This window comes from Cryobacterium sp. N22 (genome assembly GCF_002929555.1).
Taxonomy (GTDB): Bacteria; Actinomycetota; Actinomycetes; order Actinomycetales; family Microbacteriaceae; genus Cryobacterium.
Genome location: NZ_PJJP01000023.1, coordinates 60,525 through 79,042, shown reverse-complemented (window position 1 = coordinate 79,042; position 18,518 = coordinate 60,525). Strand labels below are relative to the sequence as shown.

Sequence of the window (18,518 nt, the reverse complement as noted above, 5' to 3'; positions counted from 1 at the left end):
TCGCGAGAGCGGTGTTGTGGTTGCTTCACAGCGCTGTGGTGACCGTTGGGCCGCTTTCGCGAATCTGAGTGGATGCGGGGGCCCGTGGCGTGCGGGGTGGTTGGGGCGCGAAAAACGGCCGAGCAGGTGCTCGGCCGTTTTTCGGGTGTTGCGGGGTGCTGGGTGTTATTTGGTGTTGACGGTGATGGTGGCGATGCCGACGAGGAGCTGGTCGGCGACGGCGTCGGTGTTGAAGGTGGTGTTGAGCAGGGCGGCGGCGTCGGCGCTGATGTGCACGGTGGTGCCGGTGAGGATGGCGTTGTCGCCGTCCATCTGGAGGGGCTTGAGGGTTCCGCCGTAGAGGTCGAAGAGCTTGACCTGGGTGGCGGCGGATTCGCCGTTGGCGGTGACGTCGCCGAAGAGTTCGGAGGTGCCGGGGTCGATGGTGAAGTTGGTCAGTTCGACGATGGTGTCGCCGGCGGTGAGGGAGAAGCCGCTGCCCTCGTGCTCGATGGTGCCCTGGACGTAGGGGCGGTANGCGGTGAGGGAGAAGCCGCTGCCCTCGTGCTCGATGGTGCCCTGGACGTAGGGGCGGTAGTCCTCGGCGGGGTCGTAGTAGTCGACGTTGCCGCCGGTGATGGGGAAGTGCAGGCTGCCTTCTTCGAGGGTGGCGGTGCCTACGGTGCCGGGGGTCAGGCCCAGGCTGGTGAGGGCGGCGGCGAAGTCGGCGTCCAGGAGTACGGCGGTGTCGACGCCGGTGAGGCTGGGGATCGAGGCGACCGGGGTGGGGGTGGCCTCGGCGGAGCTGCTGGAGCTGGACGACGACGTCGAGGTCTCGGCGGCGGGGGTGGAGCAGGCGGCGAGGCCGGCGACGAGCAGGCCCGCGGTGGTGAGGCCGAGTGCGGTCTTGGTGAAGGTGCGCATGATGAGGTCCTTTGCTGTGGGGGAGTGCTGCTGGGTATCTGCAGCTGGTTCGTCCCCACCTCAGAAAAGGTTTGGTCCTCGTGGCGTGTGCGTGTGCGGCTGGCGTCCCTAGAAGTGGCGGAAGCGATCCGGCGCGAGGTCCCAGGGGTCCTTGCCCAGCAGCTCGGCGACGCCGCGGAAGACGCAGCTCTCTATGACCATGCGCTGATGGAACTCGTCGTTGCGGTGCAGACCGCTCAACCGCTGGATCGGCAGCCGGAAGAAGGTGATGCGACGCTCGCGGGCATCTACCGCGTAACGCGCCACTCCCACGCCGGGAATCACGTTGAGCGGCCCGGCGGCTACCTCAAAGGTCACGTCGGCGAGCTCTGCGGGCCACACCATGCGCAAATAGTCGACAGTCGACGCGATGGTCAGGTCGAACGTGTCCACCCGCGTGCGCAGGGGAGGGAGGAAGGGGCCGGTGGCAGAACTGCGGATGCCCCGGCCGTGTCGGTCTCGGCCCCGACCGCGAGAGGTCGGTGCTTGCACGGTCGTGCGGCGTGAACGAGGCATGCCCTCATTCTACTTCCGGGGCATCGGCGGTACCCTGAATCACCATGTCAGTCAGAGCGTGTTCAAGAATCTCCTGCAACGATGAGGCCGTGGCCACTCTCACGTTCTCGTATGCCGACTCGATGGCCGTCTTGGGGCCGCTGGCCGGCACCCACGAGCCGCACACCTACGACCTCTGTGAGCGGCACGCCCGTCTGACCACCCCGCCCCAGGGGTGGCAGATGATCAGGCATCGCATCGTGACGATCGCGGATGCCCAACGCGGCGCCCAGCCCTCGCCGTAGTCGCTCCCGAACCCCCGCTGCCGGCACGGGAAATCCGCAGAACCAGCCCGACACGCCCGGGTGTCGGATCCAATTTGCGGCCCCTCCGGAATCCCCGTAATGTCATCTCTCGTCACCCCACAGGTTCGGAAAAGCCGCAGAGCTTCCGGCCTCAAGCGGGACCAACTCCCAGTCAAAACAACCCACATCGTTTCGGTGTGGCTCTTCGTTTTGGCCAGGAATCAGCTCTTCGCACGATCCTCCGGATCAAGCGAACGGAGCGTTTTCAGGCAGTAGTTTGCCGAAAACCCGCCGCTCACTCGATTTGACACGGACTCGAGCGGAGGCTAAGGTAGTCAAGTTGCCCCGGAGCGACAGCCAATCACATNAGTCCTCGGCGGGGTCGTAGTAGTCGACGTTGCCGCCGGTGATGGGGAAGTGCAGGCTGCCTTCTTCGAGGGTGGCGGTGCCGACGGTGCCGGGGGTCAGGCCCAGGCTGGTGAGGGCGGCGGCGAAGTCGGCGTCCAGGAGCACGGCGGTGTCGACGCCGGTGAGGCTGGGGATCGAGGCGACCGGGGTGGGGGTGGCCTCGGCGGAGCTGCTGGAGCTGGACGACGACGTCGAGGTTTCGGCGGCGGGGGTGGAGCAGGCGGCGAGGCCGGCGACGAGCAGGCCCGCGGTGGTGAGGCCGAGTGCGGTCTTGGTAAAGGTGCGCATGATGAGGTCCTTTGCTGTGGAGTGTGGGGGCTTGCTTGGTATGCAGGTGGTTCGTCCCCGTGCCAGAAAAGGTTTGGTCCCAACGAAAAATCGCGCCTGTCCGGAGGACAGGCGCGATTTCGGGAGCGGGAGTGCGGGTTACGGCTCCAGGCGGGTGGGGCCGCGGAACAGGTAGGTGACCTCGCGGATGGATGCCTGGTGCAGCATCAGCATCAGCACCCGGGCCAGGCCCATACCGAAACCACCGTGCGACGGCACGCCGTAACGGAAGAAGTCCAGGTAGCCGGCGATCTCTGCCGGGTCGAGGCCCTTCTCCACGGCCTGCTCGACGAGCACGTCGATGCGGTGCTCGCGCTGCGCGCCGGTGGAGATCTCGGTGCCGTTGAAGATCAGGTCGTAGCTCTTGGTCAGGCTCGCGTCGCCCTCGTGGCGCATGTGATAGAACGGGCGGATGCTCGACGCGTAGTCGGTGAGGAACACGAACTCGTGCCCGTAGGTCTCGGCGACGTACGCCGCGATCTGGCGCTCGCCCTCGGGGTCCATGTCGTCGTCGTCGCGGGGAACCTCGTAGCCGCGGCTCTTGACGATCTCCTTGGCCTCGGCCAGCGGGATGCGCGGGAACGGCGTGCTCGGCACGGTGACCTCGACACCGAACAGCGCGAGCACCTCCTCGCCGTGCTTGGCCTTCACCGCGGTGAACGCGGCAACGAGCAGGTCCTCGTGCAGCTGCATGACGTCTTCGTGGCTGTCGATCCAGCTGATCTCGGAGTCAACGCTGGTGAACTCGGTGGCGTGCCGGCTGGTGAAGGACGGGTCGGCCCGGAACGCCGGCCCCACCTCGAAGATCTTGCCGAAGCCGGAGGACTGCGCCATCTGCTTGAAGAACTGCGGGCTCTGCGCCAGGTAGGCCTTGCGGTCGAAATACTCCACCTCGAACAGCTCGGCGCGGGACTCGCTCGCGCTGGCCATCAGCTTCGGGGTGTGAAGCTCGATGAAGTCGTGCTCGATCCAGTACGTGCGCAGGGCATGCTCGAACGTGGTCTGGATGCGGAAGATGAGGCTCGACTTGGGCTGGCGCAGGTCGAGGAAGCGCCAGTCCATGCGCTTGTCCAGGCTGGAGTCCGCGGCGATCGGGGTCTCCGGGATGGCGTGGGTGACGACCTCGAGGGACGCCAGCTTGATCTCAATGCCGCCGAGCTTGACCCGCTCGTCGTGCTTGAGCTGCCCGGTCACGGTGACGAAGCTGCCCTGGGACAGACCAGAGATGGTGGTGGCCGGCTCGTCGTCGACGACGACACCCTCGGCATCCGTGGTGCGTGGATTGACCAGCTGCACCGCGCCGGATTCGTCGCGCAGCACGACGAACTGCACCTTCTTCTGGTCTCGGACGGTTTCAACCCATCCAGACACGGAAACGAGTCCGTCGTCGAGGGCGGCAAGGTTCTTGATCAGTACGCGAGCATTCACCCCCTGAGTTTAGCCGCACAGCTCTCGGCGAATTCGCGGGTGACCCCTCCGTAGACTGGAGCGTGTGGTAGCTAGCCAGGTACATCTCGTGCGGCACGGTGAGGTTTTTAACCCCGAGCGCGTGCTTTACGGCAGACTTCCCGGCTTTCGGCTGTCCGATTTGGGCACGCGGATGGCCGAGGCGGCTGCCGCTGACCTCGTCGAGCGTGGGCGCCCCGTGGTGCGGCTCGTCGCGTCGCCGCTGCAGCGCACCCAGGAGTCGGCTGCCCCGATCATGGCGGCATTCGGCCTGCCCATCAACCTCGACGAGCGCATCATCGAGCCCGCCAACCGCTTCGAGGGGAGGCGGATGCGCGGCCCCGGCGGCGCCCTGCGCGACCCGCGCACCTGGCCCAGCCTGATCAACCCGGCCCGGCCCAGCTGGGGCGAGCCGTTCGCGTCCATCTCGAGCCGGATGCTCGCCGCCATCGACGATGCCTTCCATTCGGTCGACGACGGTGACGTCGTTCTGGTCAGCCACCAGCTGCCGATCTGGATGGTGCACCGCACCCTGGCCCACGAACGCCTCGCCCACGACCCGCGCAAGCGCCGCTGCGACCTGTCCAGCATCACCACGCTGTCATTGCGCGACAATGTGCCCGTCGAGGTCGGCTATGCCAGTCCCGCCGCCGCCCTCCTGGTGCCGGCCAACGATGTAGGTGCGGTGTGAGTCGCCGTCCGCGCCTGATTCCGGCCGCGCTGATCGGCCTCGTCAGCCTCGGCCTCGTGCTGACCGGTTGCTCCAGTGACGACCCGCTGGCCGCGCAATACCGCGAGGGCAGCGGCAAGGGCTACATCGCCGGTGACGGCAGCGTCACCGAGATCGCCGCCGATGACCGCGGTGAGTCCGTCGTCTTCGACGGCATCCTCGAAGACGGCTCCACCGTCAGCTCCGCCGACTATGCCGGCGAGGTGCTCGTGGTCAACTTCTGGTACGCCAGCTGCGCCCCCTGCCGCGCCGAGGCCCCAGACCTCAAGAAGATCAGCGAGGAATTCGCCGATCAGGGCGCCAGCTTCCTCGGCGTGAACGTGCGCGACCAGGCGCCCAGCGCCATAGCCTTCAACGAAAGCTATGAGATCAGCTACCCGTCGGTGATGGACGTCGACGACGGCGGCCTGCAGCTGGCCTTCAGCGGCAGCATCCCCCCGAACGCCGTACCCACCACCCTGGTGCTGGACTCCTCCGGCCGGGTCGCCGCGCGCATCCTCGGCCAGGTCAACTCGCCGTCCATCCTGGAAACCCTGATCAAAGACACGATTGCCGAGGACGGCTAGGCGTGGGCAATCCCTTCGGCGAGATCGTCTTCAGCGGGCAACTGTTCCTGGCGATCCCGATCGCCGTGCTGGCCGGGCTCGTCTCGTTCGCGTCACCGTGCATCCTGCCCCTCGTGCCCGGCTACCTCGCCTACATCGGCGGGTTCGCCGATGGCAGCAGCGGCTCCAAGCTCTCCGCCCGCCGCGGCCGCAACCGGCTGCTACTGGGCGTGGCCCTGTTCATCCTCGGCTTCACCCTGGTCTTCGTTCTCACCGGCGTGGTGTTCGGCGTCGCCGGTTTCTGGCTCAACCAGTACCGCGACCTGATCACCCGCATCGCCGGCGCCATCGTGATCCTGCTCGGCCTGGTCTTCGTCGGCCAGTTCGGTGCCATGCAGCGCACCATCAAGACCTCGTGGCGGCCGCGGATGGGCCTGGCCGGCGCCCCCGTGCTCGGCGCGGTCTTCGCGGTCGGCTGGACCCCGTGCACCGGCCCCACGCTCACGGCAATCAACTCGCTCAGCCTGAGCACCGGCTCGCCCTGGCAGGGCGGCCTGCTGGCGCTGTTCTACGCGCTCGGCCTGGGCATCCCGTTCCTACTGATCGCCCTGGGCCTGAACTGGGCCACCGGGGCCGTAGCCTTTCTCAAGCGTCACATCCGAGCGATCAACCTGTTCGGCGGCGTGCTCCTGATCGTTATCGGGGTGCTCATGGTGAGCGGCGTGTGGAATGCCTGGCTCCTGAACCTGCAAGGGGTGATTGGCAGTTATGTCCCGGCCATCTGACCATATCGACTCCGCCCCGGCGCCCTCTGGCGACGGGATCAGCCAACCGAAACTCGGTTTCGTCGGCACCCTGCGCTGGTTCTGGCGCCAGCTCACCAGCATGCGCACCGCGCTGTTCCTGCTGCTGCTGCTCGCCATCGCGGCGGTGCCCGGCTCGCTGGTGCCCCAGCGCAGCTCGGACCCGAACGGTGTCACCCAGTACTTCACCGACAACCCCGACCTCGCGCCGGTGCTCGACAAGATCCAGGCGTTCGACGTGTACTCCTCGGCCTGGTTCTCCTCCATCTACCTGCTGCTGTTCGTCTCGCTGATCGGCTGCGTCATCCCGCGCACCAAGCACCACCTGCAGGCGTTGCGCGCGAAACCGCCCAAGACCCCCGCCCGCCTCGGCCGGCTGGCCGGATTCACCACCCGCACGGCCCCGGCCGGCACGGCCCCGGCCGGCACGGATGCCGCCACCGCCGTCGCCGCCGCCCGCACCGTGCTCAAGCAGGGCCGCTACCGGGTGGCCCTGTTCGACAGCCCGACGGAGTTCTCGGTCTCCGCCGAACGCGGCTACCTGCGTGAAACCGGCAACCTGGTCTTCCACTCCGCCCTGGTGGGCCTGCTCGTGGTCGTCGGCTTCGGCAGCGGCTTCGGCTTCAGCGGCCAACGCGTGCTCGTGGAGGGTCAGACCTTCGTCAACACGCTGCTGGCCTACGACTCGTTCAACCCCGGCCGGTTCTTCGACGACACCGAACTGGACCCGTACACGCTCACCCTCGACGACTTCGAGGTGAGCTACGAGACCGCGAACCTCGAGGCGTTCGGGCAGCCCGTCGACTTCACCGCCGGCGTCACGGTCACCCCGCGCGGCGGCGACGCCGAGGACGGCGCGGTGCGGGTCAACGATCCGCTGCGCACCGGCGGCACCAGCGTCTACCTGCTCGGCAACGGCTACGCACCCACCATTACGGTGAAGGACCCTGAGGGCACCGTGGTGTTCACCGACTCCGTGCCGTTCCTGCCGCAGGACGCCAACCTCACCTCGCTGGGCATCGTGAAGGTGCCGGACGGCCTGGCCGAGCAGGTGGGCCTGGTCGGCTTCTTCTACCCGACCCAGGACGAGAGCGGCACCGGCTCGTACTTCTCCAGCTTCCCCGACCTCCAATACCCGGTGCTCACCCTCAACGTGTACGCGGGCGACCTGGGCCTCGACGAGGGTGTGCCCACCTCGGTGTATTCCCTCGACACCGACACCATGGAGCCGCTGGCCACCCGCACCAGCGACATCCAGCCGCTCGAGCTCAAGCCCGGCGAGACCCAGGAGCTGCCCAACGGGCTGGGCTCGGTGACCTTCGAGAACGCCTCGCCGGATGCCGCCGAGGGCGACTACTCGGGGTCGGTGCCCCGGTTCGCGTCGTTCGACATCCATCACGACCCCACCCAGGGTTGGGTGCTGCTGTTCGCGGTGCTCGTGCTCGGCGGGTTGCTCACGTCGCTCTTCGTGCCGCGCCGGCGGCTCTGGGTGAAGGCCGTCGAACAGGCGGATGGCTCGGTGCGGCTCGAATACGCCGGCCTCGCCCGCGGCGAGGACCCGGCCCTGGAGTCGGCCGTCACCGCCCTCGCCGACCGGCACGCTGCCCTGCTGGAACGCTCGGCCCCGGTCGTTCCACCCGTCGAACCCGCTTAGGCTGTACAGGTGAATCTGAACGAGCTCTCGGTCCTCAGCCTGTACTCGGCCATGGCCGTCTACGCGCTGGCGTTCATCGCCTTCTCGATCGACCTGGCCAAGCGCAGCTCTGCGGTGGACGCGGCCGACGTCGAGTCCGCCAAAGCCGGAGCGGGCGAGGCCGTGGCTTCCGTCGGCGGAACCAGCACCCTCACCCGCATCAGCGCGCGGATGGCCAACGATGCGGCCACGCCGTACGGCCGCTCCGCCACCCTGCGGGTGGGCGTCTCCCTGACCGTGCTGGCCTGGGGTCTGCAGCTCGTTGCCACCGTGTTGCGCGGCATCGCCGCCGAGCGGGTGCCGTGGGCCAATATGTACGAGTTCTCCATGACCGGAACGCTCCTCATCGTCTCGGTGTACCTGATCCTGCTCACCCGCGTCGACCTGCGGTTCCTCGGCACCTTCATCACCGGGCTTGTCGTGATCCTGCTCGGCATCGCCCAGCAGTACTACGTGGAGGTCGCCCCGCTGCCGCCGGCGCTGCAGTCGGTGTGGCTGGTCATCCACGTGTTCGTGGCATCACTGGCGACCGGGTTCTTCGCCCTCGGCTTCGCGCTGTCCTTCGTGCAGCTGCTGCAGTCCCGCCGCGAAGAACGCGTGGACACCGACAAGACCGGCCGGCTCAAGTTCCTGAAGACCCTGCCGTCGGCGGTCACCCTGGAGAACCTGGCCTACCGCACCAACATCGTCGGCTTCATCCTGTGGACCTTCACCCTCATGGCCGGTTCGATCTGGGCCGAACGGGCCTGGGGCCGGTACTGGGGTTGGGACACCAAAGAGGTCTGGACCTTCATCATCTGGGTGATCTACGCGGGGTACATCCACGCGCGCGCCACCCGTGGTTGGCGCGGATCGCGGTCGGCCTGGCTGGCGATCATCGGCTTCGCCGCCGTGATGTTCAACTTCGGCATCGTGAACGTCTTCTTCAAGGGCCTGCACGCCTACTCGGGCCTCTAAACCACCCGCGCCCGATCGGTGGTCGAGCCTGTCGACACCCGGTGACGTGCGTGCGTGACGAGGCCGTCTCGCGGGGTCTCGACAGGCTCGACCAACGGGGATGGTCGCGCCCCGGAGGGACGGTCGCGAGGGTCCTCGCGCCGCGCCCGATCGTTGGTCGAGCTTGTCGAGACCTCGACCCGGCTAGTCGGCGAGCAGGGCGTAGGTGCGGGTGATCCGGGCGAGCCACCAGTCGCGGCGCGCAGGGCTGGCGGCGTAGGTGTCGAGGAGGTCGGCATCCGGTACCACCCGGCGAACGGGGATGCTGCCGTCCACAGGCAGCAGCGGCTCATGAGTGACATCGGCGGCCAGCAACGACGCGGTGGCCAGGCCGCAGTCGTAGTCGAGCTCGGGCAGGGCCGCCGCCAGGAACGCACCCATCGAGATGCCGACAGAGGTGTCGAGGGCGCTCGAGACGATGAGCGGCAGGCCGGTCTCGGCCTGGATCGCGAGCACCGCGCGGATGCCGCCGAGGGGCGCCGCCTTGACCACCAGAAGGTCGGCAGCGCCGGAGCGGGAAACCAGCAGGGGATCGGACTCCTTGCGCACGCTCTCGTCTGCCGCGATCGGCAGGTCGAGGTAGTCGGTGCGCCGGCGGATCTCGGCCAGCTCGTCGATCGACGCGCAGGGCTGCTCGACATACTCGAGGTCGAACTCGGCCAGGGCGTGGATCGCGTGCTCGGCCTCATCGAGGTTCCAGAGCCCGTTCGCATCGACCCGGATCCGGCCCTCTGCGCCGAGTGCCTTGCGCACTGCGCGCACCCGGGCCACGTCTTCGGCGAGGGTCTGGCCGGGGTCGGCGACCTTCACCTTGGCGGTGCGGCAGCCGGGGAACCGGGCCAGAAGCGCCGGCACGTCGGCGGCGTCGATGGCCGGCACCGTCGCATTCACCGGAACCCGGTCTCGTCGAAGGGCCGGGGTGTCTTCCCAACCGAACTCCAGGGCCGCCCGCAGCCAGGCCGCAGCCTCTGCGTCGTCGTACTCCACGAAGGGGGAGAACTCGGTCCAGCCGGCCGGCCCCTCGATCAATACGGCTTCACGGCTGGTGAGGCCGCGGAAGCCGGTGACGAGGGGGAGGTCGACCACGCGGGCGGTGGCGAGCACGTCGTGCAGTGAGGGGAGCATGGCTCTAGTGTGCCAGCATCCGCGGGCCCGCCCCTGACCTGCTCATTCGGTGGAATCGGCGACGAAGGTCTCCTCGGCCGTCAGGGTGACGTCGGGGCCGTTGGGCTGCACGTCCACGATGGCGATCGCGGTGCCTGGAGAGATCAGCAGATAGGCGTCCTGATACCGTCCGGCGCCGCTGTTGACCCGCAGCCAGGTGGGCACGCCAGCCGCCGCCGCGTCGGAGATCTCGGCTCGCAGAGACTCGATCGTGCGATCGCCGAGGGTGTACGGCTTACCGCCGTAGACGATGTCGATGCGGGTCACGAGTCGTCCTTACCGTTCGACGTGGTTCCCAGCCGGTGCGGCTCCGGCACGATCTGTAGGCCGCCCGATGAATTCGCGGTCAGCATCAGCGCCTCGATCCAGTCGCGGTTGAGGCTGGGCGAACGGCCGCCGAAGTACTTGTAGGCCAGCGGGATGCTGGGATGCATCCAGATGGTGCTTCGTCCGTCGCCGCCCTGGGGGTCGTCGCGCCAGGTGAAGTAGAAGCACTCGCCCCGGCGTAGCTTGGCACCGATCACTACCTGAATGTGCGCGAGCACCCGATCATCGAAATCCGCCGTGAGGCTCGAATCGTACGTCAGCTTGCCCATTGCACCACTCCGTTGATAGGGGTAGGTGTTACGCTACGCCGGTTTTCGCTTCTAATCCCTGAGATATCGCTCAAGTCGTGGCACCTTTAGGAGGGCCAAAGCCCGCTTTTCGATCTGCCGCACCCGCTCCCGCGTCACGCCCTGGATGACCGCGATCTGGTCGAGGGTGCGCGGCTCCTCACCGGTGAGACCGAATCGGGCGGTGAGGATGGACCGTTCCCGGTCGGGCAGGGCATCGAGATAGAACGTGATGTCGGCGGCTCGCAGTGTGATGGTGGCGCACTCGTCGGGCTGCGGCAGGTCGTCGTCGATGATCAGCTCGGCGATGTCGCCGATACCGTCGCCGACCGGGGCGTGCAGCGAAATAGGTTCGTTGTCGTATTGCAGCAGGCGGGACACGTCCCGCACGGCGATCTGCGACAGCTCGGCGATCTCCTTGAGCGTCGGTTCCCGGTCGAGGGTGCTGGTGAGGTCGCGGCGGATGCGCTTGATCTTGTTGAGCTTCTCGGCGGTGTGCACCGGGATGCGGATCATGCGCGACTTGTCGGCCATGCCGCGGTGGATGGCCTGACGGATCCACCAGGTGGCGTAGGTGGAGAATTTGAACCCGGTCATGAAGTCGTACTTCTCCACCGCCCGCACCAGGCCGATGTTGCCGTCCTGCACGAGGTCCATGATCGGGACGCCGCGGCCGGAGTAGTGCTTGGCGATGCTCACCACGAGACGCAGGTTGGCCTCGATGAAATGGTTCTTCGCCCGCCGGCCCTCGAAGACCAGGCAGGTGAGTTCGCGCTTGAGCTCGGGATCCACCGCGGTGCCCTCGGCTTCCGCGCGGTTCATCTTCTCTTCGGCGAACAGGCCGACCTCGATCTTGCGGGCCAGGTCCACCTCGTCTTCGGCCGAGAGCAGGGGGCCCTTGCCGATGCGGCGCAGGTAGTCGCCGAAGGCATCCGTGGACGCCCGGCTGTACCGGGATGTGGCCGCGGCGCTGGCGGCGGCTGACGGCGAATACGACGACGGGGCGGACTCCGCGGGCGGTGCCGCAGGGGCCTGGGTCTTGGCGCGAGCGCTGGCTCGGGTGGTGGTCGGCTGGACGATGGTTGTCATGCGAGAACCCCCCGGGTGAGAAGACTGGCTGTGGCACGGTCGAATGAGGTGAAGTAGGCACGTTCCCGTGGGCGACCGAGGTTGGTCACCTCGAATGCGCTGCCGACGATCTGGATGAAGCCCAACAGGGCGGTCGGGTCGTCATGCTCGATGCCATGATCTGCGACGCGCCATTCCGTGGGAGAGAGCTCGGTGATCTCGACGTCGCCGAGGCCAAGGGCCGAGACGTCGATGGTGCTGTCGGGTATCGGCGTCGGGTGCTGGACAGGAGCTCTGTGGGTTTCGGCGCTGGTGACGGGTGCGTGTTCGGGTAACGCGGTGTCGGGTGCCGAGGGGCTGTTGTGAAACATGACCACCTCCAGGTCTTTCGGGTGACATAAGTACACAACTCGGCGTCTAGCCCGTTCAAGGGGTTGACGGGAACGCCGCCGAGGAGGTACACATGAATAGCCCTCATCTCTCGTGTGAGCGGTCCCAGGTCTCGACCCAGCCCCACCTGGACCCGACGTCCCACCCGGCAGCCCGAGCCTGCCCCGTAGGCTGGTGCCATGCCCGAACTGGTTTCAGAGATCTTCGACCCGACCCAGTGGCGTTCGGTGGATGGATTCGGCGCTCTCGCCGACATCACCTATCACCACGACCTCACCGGCCGCATCGCCCGAGTGGCCTTCAACCGTCCGGAGGTGCGCAACGCCTTCAGGCCGCAGACCGTCGACGAGCTGTACGCCGCCCTCGAGGACGCCCGCACCAACCCGCACATCGGCGTGGTGCTGCTCACCGGCAACGGCCCGAGCGCGCGCGACGGCGGCTGGGCGTTCTGCTCCGGCGGCGACCAGCGCATCCGCGGTCGGGACGGCTATAAGTACGGTGAGGGCGAAACAGCCAGCGGCATCGACAAGGCCAGGGGCGGTCGCCTGCACATCCTCGAGGTGCAGCGTCTGATCCGGTTCATGCCCAAGGTCGTCATCGCCGTGATCCCCGGCTGGGCGGCCGGCGGCGGGCACTCCCTGCACGTGGTCTGCGATCTGAGCATCGCCAGCGCCGAGCACGGCAAGTTCAAGCAGACGGATGCCGATGTCGGCTCCTTCGACGGTGGCTACGGCAGCGCCTACTTCGCCCGCCAGGTGGGCCAGAAGGCGGCCAGGGAGGTCTTCTTCCTCGCCCGCGAGTATTCGGCCCAGCGCGCCCTCGAGATGGGCGCGATCAACGCCGTCGTGCCGCACGCCGAGCTGGAGAACGAGGCACTGGACTGGGCGCGCACCATCCTGACCAAGTCGCCCACGGCCATCCGCATGCTCAAATTCGCCTTCAACGCCGTGGATGACGGCATGGTCGGCCAGCAGGTCTTCGCGGGAGAGGCCACCCGCCTGGCCTACGGCACCGACGAGGCCGTCGAGGGCCGGGACTCGTTCCTGGAAAAGCGCGAACCGGACTGGTCGCCGTACCCCTGGCAGTTCTAGGGGATGCGGTGAGGCCCGTCCGCGTCGTTCCCGCCGGGGATCCGCTGCACCTGCTGACTGAGTTGCGCCTGGCGCTCTCCGCCACCGGTGACGCGCTGCTGCCGGTGCCGTCGTCCGGGAACGGGACCGGGACCGGCCCCGGCGGGATCGGACCGGTGCCGCGCCGGGTGGCCGTGGTGATCGAAACGTCGGGCTCGACGGCCGCGCCCAAGCGGGTGATGCTGAGCACCGACGCGTTGCTCGCCTCCGCGGCAGCGTCGAGCGTTGCCCTCGGCGGCGACGGCCAGTGGTTGCTCGCCCTGCCCGCCCACTACATTGCCGGGGTGCAGGTGCTGGTGCGGTCGATCGCGGCCGGCACCGAGCCCGTCCTGCTGCCGCCGGGTCACTTCGACCCCGTCGTGTTCGCCGAGTACGCCCGCCGCCTCGTCGAACCGTTGCGGTTCACCTCGCTGGTTCCCGTGCAGCTGGCCCGGTTGCTGGATGCCGCGGACGCCGACCCGGCGATCCTGACCGTGCTCCGGCGGTTCACCGGCATCCTCGTGGGCGGCCAGGCCGTCGCCCCGGCGCTGATCGACCGGGCCGAACGGCTCCGGATCCGGGTGTTGCGCACCTACGGTTCATCCGAGACCGCCGGCGGCTGCGTGTACGACGGCGTCCCGATCGGCAACACCCTGGTGCGCGCCGTGGACGGTCAACTCGAGATCAGCGGTGCGGTTCTCGCCGACGGGTACCTCGGCGACGAGGACCGCACCGGCGACAGGTTCCTGGACGACCAGGGCGTGCGCTGGTACCGCACGGGTGACCTGGGCACCGTCGCCGACGACGGCACCGTGAGCGTCACCGGCCGGGCCGACAACGTGATCGTCTCCGGCGGGGAGAAGGTGTCGCTCGACGCCGTCGAGACCCTGGTGCGCACCCTCCCCGGTCTGGGCGAGGCCGTCGTGGTGCGCGCGGCCGACCCGGTCTGGGGCCAGGCGCCGGTGGTCGTGCTGGCTGCCACCGCACCGCCGCCGCTGGAGCCCGTGCGCGCCGCCGCGGCCGCGGCTCTGGGCCGGGCCGCCCGCCCCGCTCGCATCGTGACGGTCGATGCCATCCCGCTCCTGGCCTCGGGAAAGCCGGACCGGCAGGCGTTGGAAGCGTTCATCGCGCTCTGAGGCACCGACCGGCCGGACTGCCGGGGAGCCCGGCCGAAACCCGGATGCGGCCAGTAACATGAGGGCGTGGCACATGGAGCGCGGCCGAACGAGCCGAAACAACAGAAGTCCCGTCAGACCAGCCAGAACGGCGTCCGCAATTCGGCGCCGACCGGGCACAAGAACCCGGCGAAGTCGGGCAACCCGGCCCGGAAGAACGGTGCCGTGACCGGACCCGCCCGCAGCGCGCCGGCCACTGCCGGCGACTGGATCTCCGGTGCACGCCTACGCACCCTGCCCCTGGCCGTGGCCCCGGTGGCGCTGGGAACCGGAGCGGCTGTCGTGGCCGGTGGCGCCGGCGAGTTCCACTGGGTGCGGGCGCTGCTCGCGCTGGTAGTGGCGGTGAGCCTGCAGATCGGCGTGAACTACGCGAACGACTATTCCGACGGCATCCGCGGCACCGACAATCACCGGGTCGGTCCGGCCCGTCTCACCGGCGGGGGAGCCGCCAAGCCCCGCGCCGTGCTCACCGTGGCGCTGGCTTTCTTCGGCATCGCCGCCGTGACCGGCCTGGTGCTCGTGGTCGTGAGCCAGTACTGGTGGCTGCTCGCCGTGGGCGCCCTGGCCATCGTGGCGGCCTGGTTCTACACCGGCGGCAAAAAGCCGTACGGCTACCTGGGCCTGGGTGAACTCTTCGTGTTCGTCTTCTTCGGCCTGGTCGCCACCACTGGCACCACCTACGTTCAGGTGGGCACTGTCAACCTGGAGAGCTGGTTGAGCGCCGTGGCCATCGGCCTGATCGCCTGCGCGGTCCTGATGGTGAACAACCTGCGCGACATCAAGCCGGACAAGGTGGCCGGCAAGCGCACCCTGGCCGTGTGGATCGGCGCCCGGGCCTCCCGCGTGGTGTTCTGCGTGTTCCTGCTGGTGCCGTTCGCCATCGCGGGATTCTTCGCGCTGTTCTACCCGCTGGCCTGGCTCACCTTCTTCGTGCTGCTGCTGGTGCTGCCGGCCTGCCTGATCGTGGCGACCGCGAAGACCGCGAAGGAACTGATCCTGGCGCTCAAGCTCACCAGCATGGCGGCGCTGCTCTACGGCATCATGCTCGGGCTGGCCTTCGCCCTGTAGCGGCACAACTGTTACCCGTGCGGACAATTGCACCCGGCGCACCGGGCGCAATTGTCCGGTGCGGCAACAGTTGCCCGGCGCGAGGCCGGCGGATGACTAGGGCGCGCTCGGGGTGTGGCCGGCCTTGTCCTGGCTAGCGGTGTTCTGGCCAGCCTCGGCGCGGTCGACGGCGGCGTCCTCGGACTCGGCGTCAGGGTGCACGGGCTCCTTGTCGCGGTGCCGCACCTCGTAGAGGCCGCGGGCCACGGTGTCGCGCGGGGCGCGCAGGAAAATGTAGGACAGGCACAGGCCGATCACCGCGGCGAGCAGCGCCGCCAACCAGCCCTCGATGCCCAGCAGCGACAGCACCACGAACGGTACGGCGAACATCAGGACGCGGAGCACGGTGAACACCAACCAGGCTGGAACAGCTTTCATACCTGCAGCTTAAACCGTGCCGCTGAGAGTACTCACCGATCTCTCGGCTGACCGGCCTACAATTGGCACCATGTTCCGCCTGTTGTTCGGCCTCGGAGTCGTCGTCGTCATTCTCACCGTCTATGCGGTGGTGGATTGCGCGCTGTTCGACCGCAATCGCATACGTGGCGTTCCCCGCTGGGCCTGGATCCTGATGATCATCTTCCTTCCCGTGATCGGCGCCGTCCTGTGGCTGGTGATCGGTCGCGGTCGTCGCAGCAACACCGCGAACACCGGCGGCAGGGTCACCAGGTCGATGGCCCCGGATGACGACCCCGACTTCCTGCGCGGTCTGGACCGCGTGAAGGACCAGGACCAGCGCATCCGTGACCTCGAGCAGGAACTGGCCGATTTCGACAAGATGGACCCGCCGGCCGACGAGCCGCCCCGCCCCGACGCCGCCGGCGTCGACCCCAAGAAGACCGAACCCGGTGAGGGTGACCAGCCGGGCCGACGGGATGCCTGAGACCACCGAGGACCTCGGCTCGACCACCCTGCCCGGCACGGCACTCGTTCGTGAGGTCGCGCCCAGCGGCAGCCCCGCCACCGACTTCAGCGTGGCGTTGCTGGCCGAATTCGTGAGCCTCGGCGTGCGCGACATCGTGCTCAGCCCGGGGTCACGGTCCCAGGCGCTGGCCCTGGCCGCCGCCGAATTCGAACGCCTCGGCCTGCTGCGCCTGCACGTGCGCATCGACGAGCGCGGAGCGGGATTCCTCGCGCTCGGGCTCGCCATCGAGAGCGGTCGCCCCGCGCTCGTGGCCTGCACCTCCGGCACCGCCGTGGCCAACCTGCATCCAGCGGTGCTCGAGGCACACCACTCCGTGGTGCCCATGATCCTGCTCACCGCCGACAGGCCGGCCGAGCTGCGGGGCATCCGCTCGAACCAGACCACCGTGCAGCCGGGCATCTTCGCCGGGGCCGTGCGTCTCTCGGAGGATGTGGCGGCCCCAGACGGAAGCGTGGGGGAGTCCGACACCGCGATCGCCCTCGCACGGCTCGCCTACGCGACGGCGCTGGGCACCCAGACGAACAACCCCGGACCCGTGCAGCTGAACCTGGCGTTCCGCGAGCCGCTGTCGGCCGCCGTCGAGCTCGAGGCTGTTGCCCTCGAGGCCGGCGCCGCTGACGCGGTGCTGCCGGGCCGGCCGGATGCGGCGCCCGCCGTGGCTACCGGCCCGCCGCTGCCGTTGCCGCCGGGTCCCCGCACCGTCGTGGTGGCCGGCGCCGGCGCCGGACCGGCAGCGGAGCAGCTCGCCCGTCTCGCCGGCTGGCCGCTGATCGCCGAGGTCTCCAGCGGCGCCAGGTTCGGCCCGAACCTGGTTGTGGCATACCGCGAACTGCTCGGTGACGCCGACTTCGGCGGCCAGGTGCAGCGCGTGATCGTGTTCGGCCACCCCACCCTCAGCCGGGAGATCCCGGCGCTCGTGCTGCGCGATGACGTGGAGACCATCGTCGTGGCCCCGGCCGGCCTCGAGTGGTACAACCCCGGCCACCGGGTGGCCAGGTTCGTGCGCGCCGTTGCCGCCACCGACGAGGCCATCGTCGTGGCGGGCACCCGCGAGGCCCGGGCCTGGGCGGGCCGATGGGTGATGGCCAGCCGGAGCATTCTGGCCCAGGACACCGAGCTCGACGCCCCCGCGTTCAACACCCACGGACTGTCCAAGGCCGAGTTCGCCGCGATGAAGGCCCCGGTCACCAGGGCGATGCTCGCCGACGCCGTGTGGCGCGCCTCCTGGCCGCACGACCGTCTGGTGCTGGGCGCGTCCAGGCTGATCCGCGAGCTGGACACCCGGGTGACGGGCAAGAAGATCCCCGTGCACGCCAACCGGGGCCTGGCCGGCATCGACGGCACCGTCGCCACGGCGCTGGGCATCGCGCTGGCCAGCCAGGCCGGGGCGCATCCGCTCTCGACGGGCACAACCCGGCTGCTCGTCGGCGACGTGACCCTGCTGCACGACGCCGGCTCGCTGCTGATCGCGCCCGGTGAGGTGCGGCCGCGGCTGCAGGTGGTCGTGGGCAACGACGGCGGCGGCACCATCTTCGACGGCCTCGAGGTGGCGGCCACCGCCGCCCCGTCCGCGATCGACAGGGTGCTCTTCACCCCGCAGCAGGTGAACCTCGAGGCGCTCGCCACCGCCTACGGCTGGGACTACGCGCGCGCGGCCACCCGCAGCACCCTCGAATCCGCGCTGACCGCGCCGGTGGCCCGCCCTACCCTGCTCGAGGTTCCGCTGGCCCGCTAGCAGCAGAACCCGGCCACTTCTGTTCCCGGTGCGGACAAATGTGCCCGGCGCACCGGGTGCAATTGTCCGCAGTGGCACCAGTTGTTCGCTGACCGTTTGGTACCGTTGCTCTCGTTCCGTGCCAGACGTGCGGAACGGCCAAGGAGTGCCATGTCCGGTAGAACCGCACCACCAGCATCGGCCGCGTTCCCGCCGGCCCGGGCCCGCGCCGACACACTCGCGCTGTCAGCCATGATCGTCGGCGTCATCGCGTTCCTCTGCGGCTGGATGCCGGTGCTCGGCCTGATCCTCGGCAGCGCCGGCGTGATCCTCGGCCTGTTGGCCCGACGGCGCTCGAACCGCCCGGCGCTCGGCCTGAGCGCCCTGATCCTCTCGATTCTGGCGGTGCTGACCAACATCGTGGTCGACGTGATCGTGGTCGTCCTGATGGTGACCCAGGCCAACAACCTGGCCGGATAGCCCGGCTCGGCCCGGCGCCGCTCGGCCGGGCGGAACATCCGCCAACTGTGCCCGAAGCGGACAATTGCGCCCGGTGTGCCGG

The 18,518-nt window shown here is 68.7% G+C and carries 21 protein-coding genes; 12 read left to right on the top strand and 9 right to left on the bottom strand.

Annotation, left to right across the window (positions count from 1 at the left end):
• Positions 1–165: 165 nt before the first annotated feature.
• Positions 166–903 (bottom strand): hypothetical protein, encoded by a 738-nt coding sequence (locus CXY76_RS03405; protein WP_104162854.1) that lies wholly within the window; start codon positions 901–903, stop codon positions 166–168.
• A gap of 108 nt (positions 904–1,011) precedes the next feature.
• Complete coding sequence (locus CXY76_RS03400) at positions 1,012–1,335, bottom strand: metallopeptidase family protein (protein ID WP_369826059.1); 324 nt, start codon at positions 1,333–1,335, stop codon at positions 1,012–1,014.
• 167 nt (positions 1,336–1,502) lie between these two features.
• Between CXY76_RS03400 and CXY76_RS03395 the strand changes: the two genes are divergently transcribed.
• A complete protein-coding gene (locus CXY76_RS03395; RefSeq protein WP_104162852.1) occupies positions 1,503–1,742 on the top strand; it encodes a DUF3499 family protein in 240 nt (79 codons plus the stop codon).
• 834 nt (positions 1,743–2,576) lie between these two features.
• Here the strand turns inward: CXY76_RS03395 and aspS are convergent.
• Positions 2,577–3,890: an aspartate--tRNA(Asn) ligase gene (gene aspS, locus CXY76_RS03385; protein WP_104162861.1), complete on the bottom strand. Its 1,314-nt coding sequence runs from the start codon at positions 3,888–3,890 to the stop codon at positions 2,577–2,579.
• Between the two features lie 79 nt (positions 3,891–3,969).
• On the opposite strand from aspS, the gene CXY76_RS03380 reads away from it, so the two are divergent.
• The 5 genes from CXY76_RS03380 to ccsB are packed head-to-tail and all read left to right on the top strand — an operon-like array spanning position 3,970 to position 8,651.
• Positions 3,970–4,614 carry a histidine phosphatase family protein gene (locus CXY76_RS03380; protein WP_104162850.1) on the top strand — a complete coding sequence of 215 codons (645 nt, stop codon included), beginning with the start codon at positions 3,970–3,972 and terminating at the stop codon, positions 4,612–4,614.
• Positions 4,611–5,219, top strand: coding sequence for a TlpA disulfide reductase family protein (locus CXY76_RS03375; RefSeq protein WP_104162849.1), 609 nt, complete (start codon positions 4,611–4,613; stop codon positions 5,217–5,219). Before CXY76_RS03380 ends, CXY76_RS03375 begins: the two co-directional genes overlap by 4 nt.
• Positions 5,220–5,221: 2 nt before the next feature.
• A complete protein-coding gene (locus tag CXY76_RS03370; protein WP_104162848.1) occupies positions 5,222–5,983 on the top strand; it encodes a cytochrome c biogenesis CcdA family protein in 762 nt (253 codons plus the stop codon).
• Positions 5,967–7,655, top strand: coding sequence for a cytochrome c biogenesis protein ResB (locus tag CXY76_RS03365; RefSeq protein ID WP_104162847.1), 1,689 nt, complete (start codon positions 5,967–5,969; stop codon positions 7,653–7,655). The genes CXY76_RS03370 and CXY76_RS03365 overlap by 17 nt, the downstream gene beginning before the upstream one ends.
• Before the next feature lie 51 nt (positions 7,656–7,706).
• Positions 7,707–8,651, top strand: coding sequence for a c-type cytochrome biogenesis protein CcsB (gene ccsB / locus CXY76_RS03360; RefSeq protein ID WP_104162860.1), 945 nt, complete (start codon positions 7,707–7,709; stop codon positions 8,649–8,651).
• A gap of 183 nt (positions 8,652–8,834) precedes the next feature.
• Here ccsB and CXY76_RS03355 read toward each other — a convergent pair whose 3' ends face one another.
• The 5 genes from CXY76_RS03355 to CXY76_RS03335 are packed head-to-tail and all read right to left on the bottom strand — an operon-like array spanning position 8,835 to position 11,907.
• Positions 8,835–9,815, bottom strand: a complete 981-nt coding sequence (locus CXY76_RS03355; RefSeq protein ID WP_104162846.1) for an o-succinylbenzoate synthase — start codon at positions 9,813–9,815, stop codon at positions 8,835–8,837.
• 42 nt (positions 9,816–9,857) lie between these two features.
• On the bottom strand, positions 9,858–10,121 hold the full coding sequence (locus CXY76_RS03350) for a hypothetical protein (RefSeq protein WP_104162845.1): 264 nt from the start codon (positions 10,119–10,121) through the stop codon (positions 9,858–9,860).
• Positions 10,118–10,450 carry an ATP-dependent DNA ligase gene (locus tag CXY76_RS03345; protein WP_104162844.1) on the bottom strand — a complete coding sequence of 111 codons (333 nt, stop codon included), beginning with the start codon at positions 10,448–10,450 and terminating at the stop codon, positions 10,118–10,120. The genes CXY76_RS03350 and CXY76_RS03345 overlap by 4 nt, the downstream gene beginning before the upstream one ends.
• Positions 10,451–10,501: 51 nt before the next feature.
• A complete protein-coding gene (locus CXY76_RS03340; RefSeq protein ID WP_104162843.1) occupies positions 10,502–11,557 on the bottom strand; it encodes an RNA polymerase sigma factor RpoD/SigA in 1,056 nt (351 codons plus the stop codon).
• On the bottom strand, positions 11,554–11,907 hold the full coding sequence (locus tag CXY76_RS03335; protein ID WP_104162842.1) for a hypothetical protein: 354 nt from the start codon (positions 11,905–11,907) through the stop codon (positions 11,554–11,556). Before CXY76_RS03335 ends, CXY76_RS03340 begins: the two co-directional genes overlap by 4 nt.
• A 198-nt stretch (positions 11,908–12,105) precedes the next feature.
• Between CXY76_RS03335 and CXY76_RS03330 the strand changes: the two genes are divergently transcribed.
• The 3 genes from CXY76_RS03330 to CXY76_RS03320 all read left to right on the top strand — a co-directional run bounded on the left by CXY76_RS03330 (position 12,106) and on the right by CXY76_RS03320 (position 15,278).
• Entirely contained in the window at positions 12,106–13,017 is a 912-nt protein-coding gene (locus tag CXY76_RS03330; RefSeq protein WP_088454978.1) for a 1,4-dihydroxy-2-naphthoyl-CoA synthase, read from the top strand.
• 8 nt (positions 13,018–13,025) lie between these two features.
• Positions 13,026–14,171 carry an AMP-binding protein gene (locus CXY76_RS03325; protein WP_233199535.1) on the top strand — a complete coding sequence of 382 codons (1,146 nt, stop codon included), beginning with the start codon at positions 13,026–13,028 and terminating at the stop codon, positions 14,169–14,171.
• Positions 14,172–14,237: 66 nt separating this feature from the next.
• Complete coding sequence (locus tag CXY76_RS03320; RefSeq protein WP_104162841.1) at positions 14,238–15,278, top strand: 1,4-dihydroxy-2-naphthoate polyprenyltransferase; 1,041 nt, start codon at positions 14,238–14,240, stop codon at positions 15,276–15,278.
• A gap of 96 nt (positions 15,279–15,374) precedes the next feature.
• Here the strand turns inward: CXY76_RS03320 and CXY76_RS03315 are convergent, their stop codons facing one another.
• A complete protein-coding gene (locus tag CXY76_RS03315; RefSeq protein ID WP_104162840.1) occupies positions 15,375–15,695 on the bottom strand; it encodes a DUF4229 domain-containing protein in 321 nt (106 codons plus the stop codon).
• 70 nt (positions 15,696–15,765) lie between these two features.
• On the opposite strand from CXY76_RS03315, the gene CXY76_RS03310 reads away from it, so the two are divergent.
• The 3 genes from CXY76_RS03310 (at position 15,766) to CXY76_RS03300 (ending at position 18,436) form a co-directional block, all read left to right on the top strand.
• Entirely contained in the window at positions 15,766–16,200 is a 435-nt protein-coding gene (locus tag CXY76_RS03310; protein ID WP_104162839.1) for a PLD nuclease N-terminal domain-containing protein, read from the top strand.
• Positions 16,193–17,977: a 2-succinyl-5-enolpyruvyl-6-hydroxy-3-cyclohexene-1-carboxylic-acid synthase gene (gene menD, locus CXY76_RS03305; RefSeq protein WP_104162858.1), complete on the top strand. Its 1,785-nt coding sequence runs from the start codon at positions 16,193–16,195 to the stop codon at positions 17,975–17,977. The genes CXY76_RS03310 and menD overlap by 8 nt, the downstream gene beginning before the upstream one ends.
• Positions 17,978–18,127: 150 nt before the next feature.
• Positions 18,128–18,436, top strand: coding sequence for a hypothetical protein (locus tag CXY76_RS03300; RefSeq protein ID WP_104162838.1), 309 nt, complete (start codon positions 18,128–18,130; stop codon positions 18,434–18,436).
• Positions 18,437–18,518 lie beyond the last annotated feature (82 nt).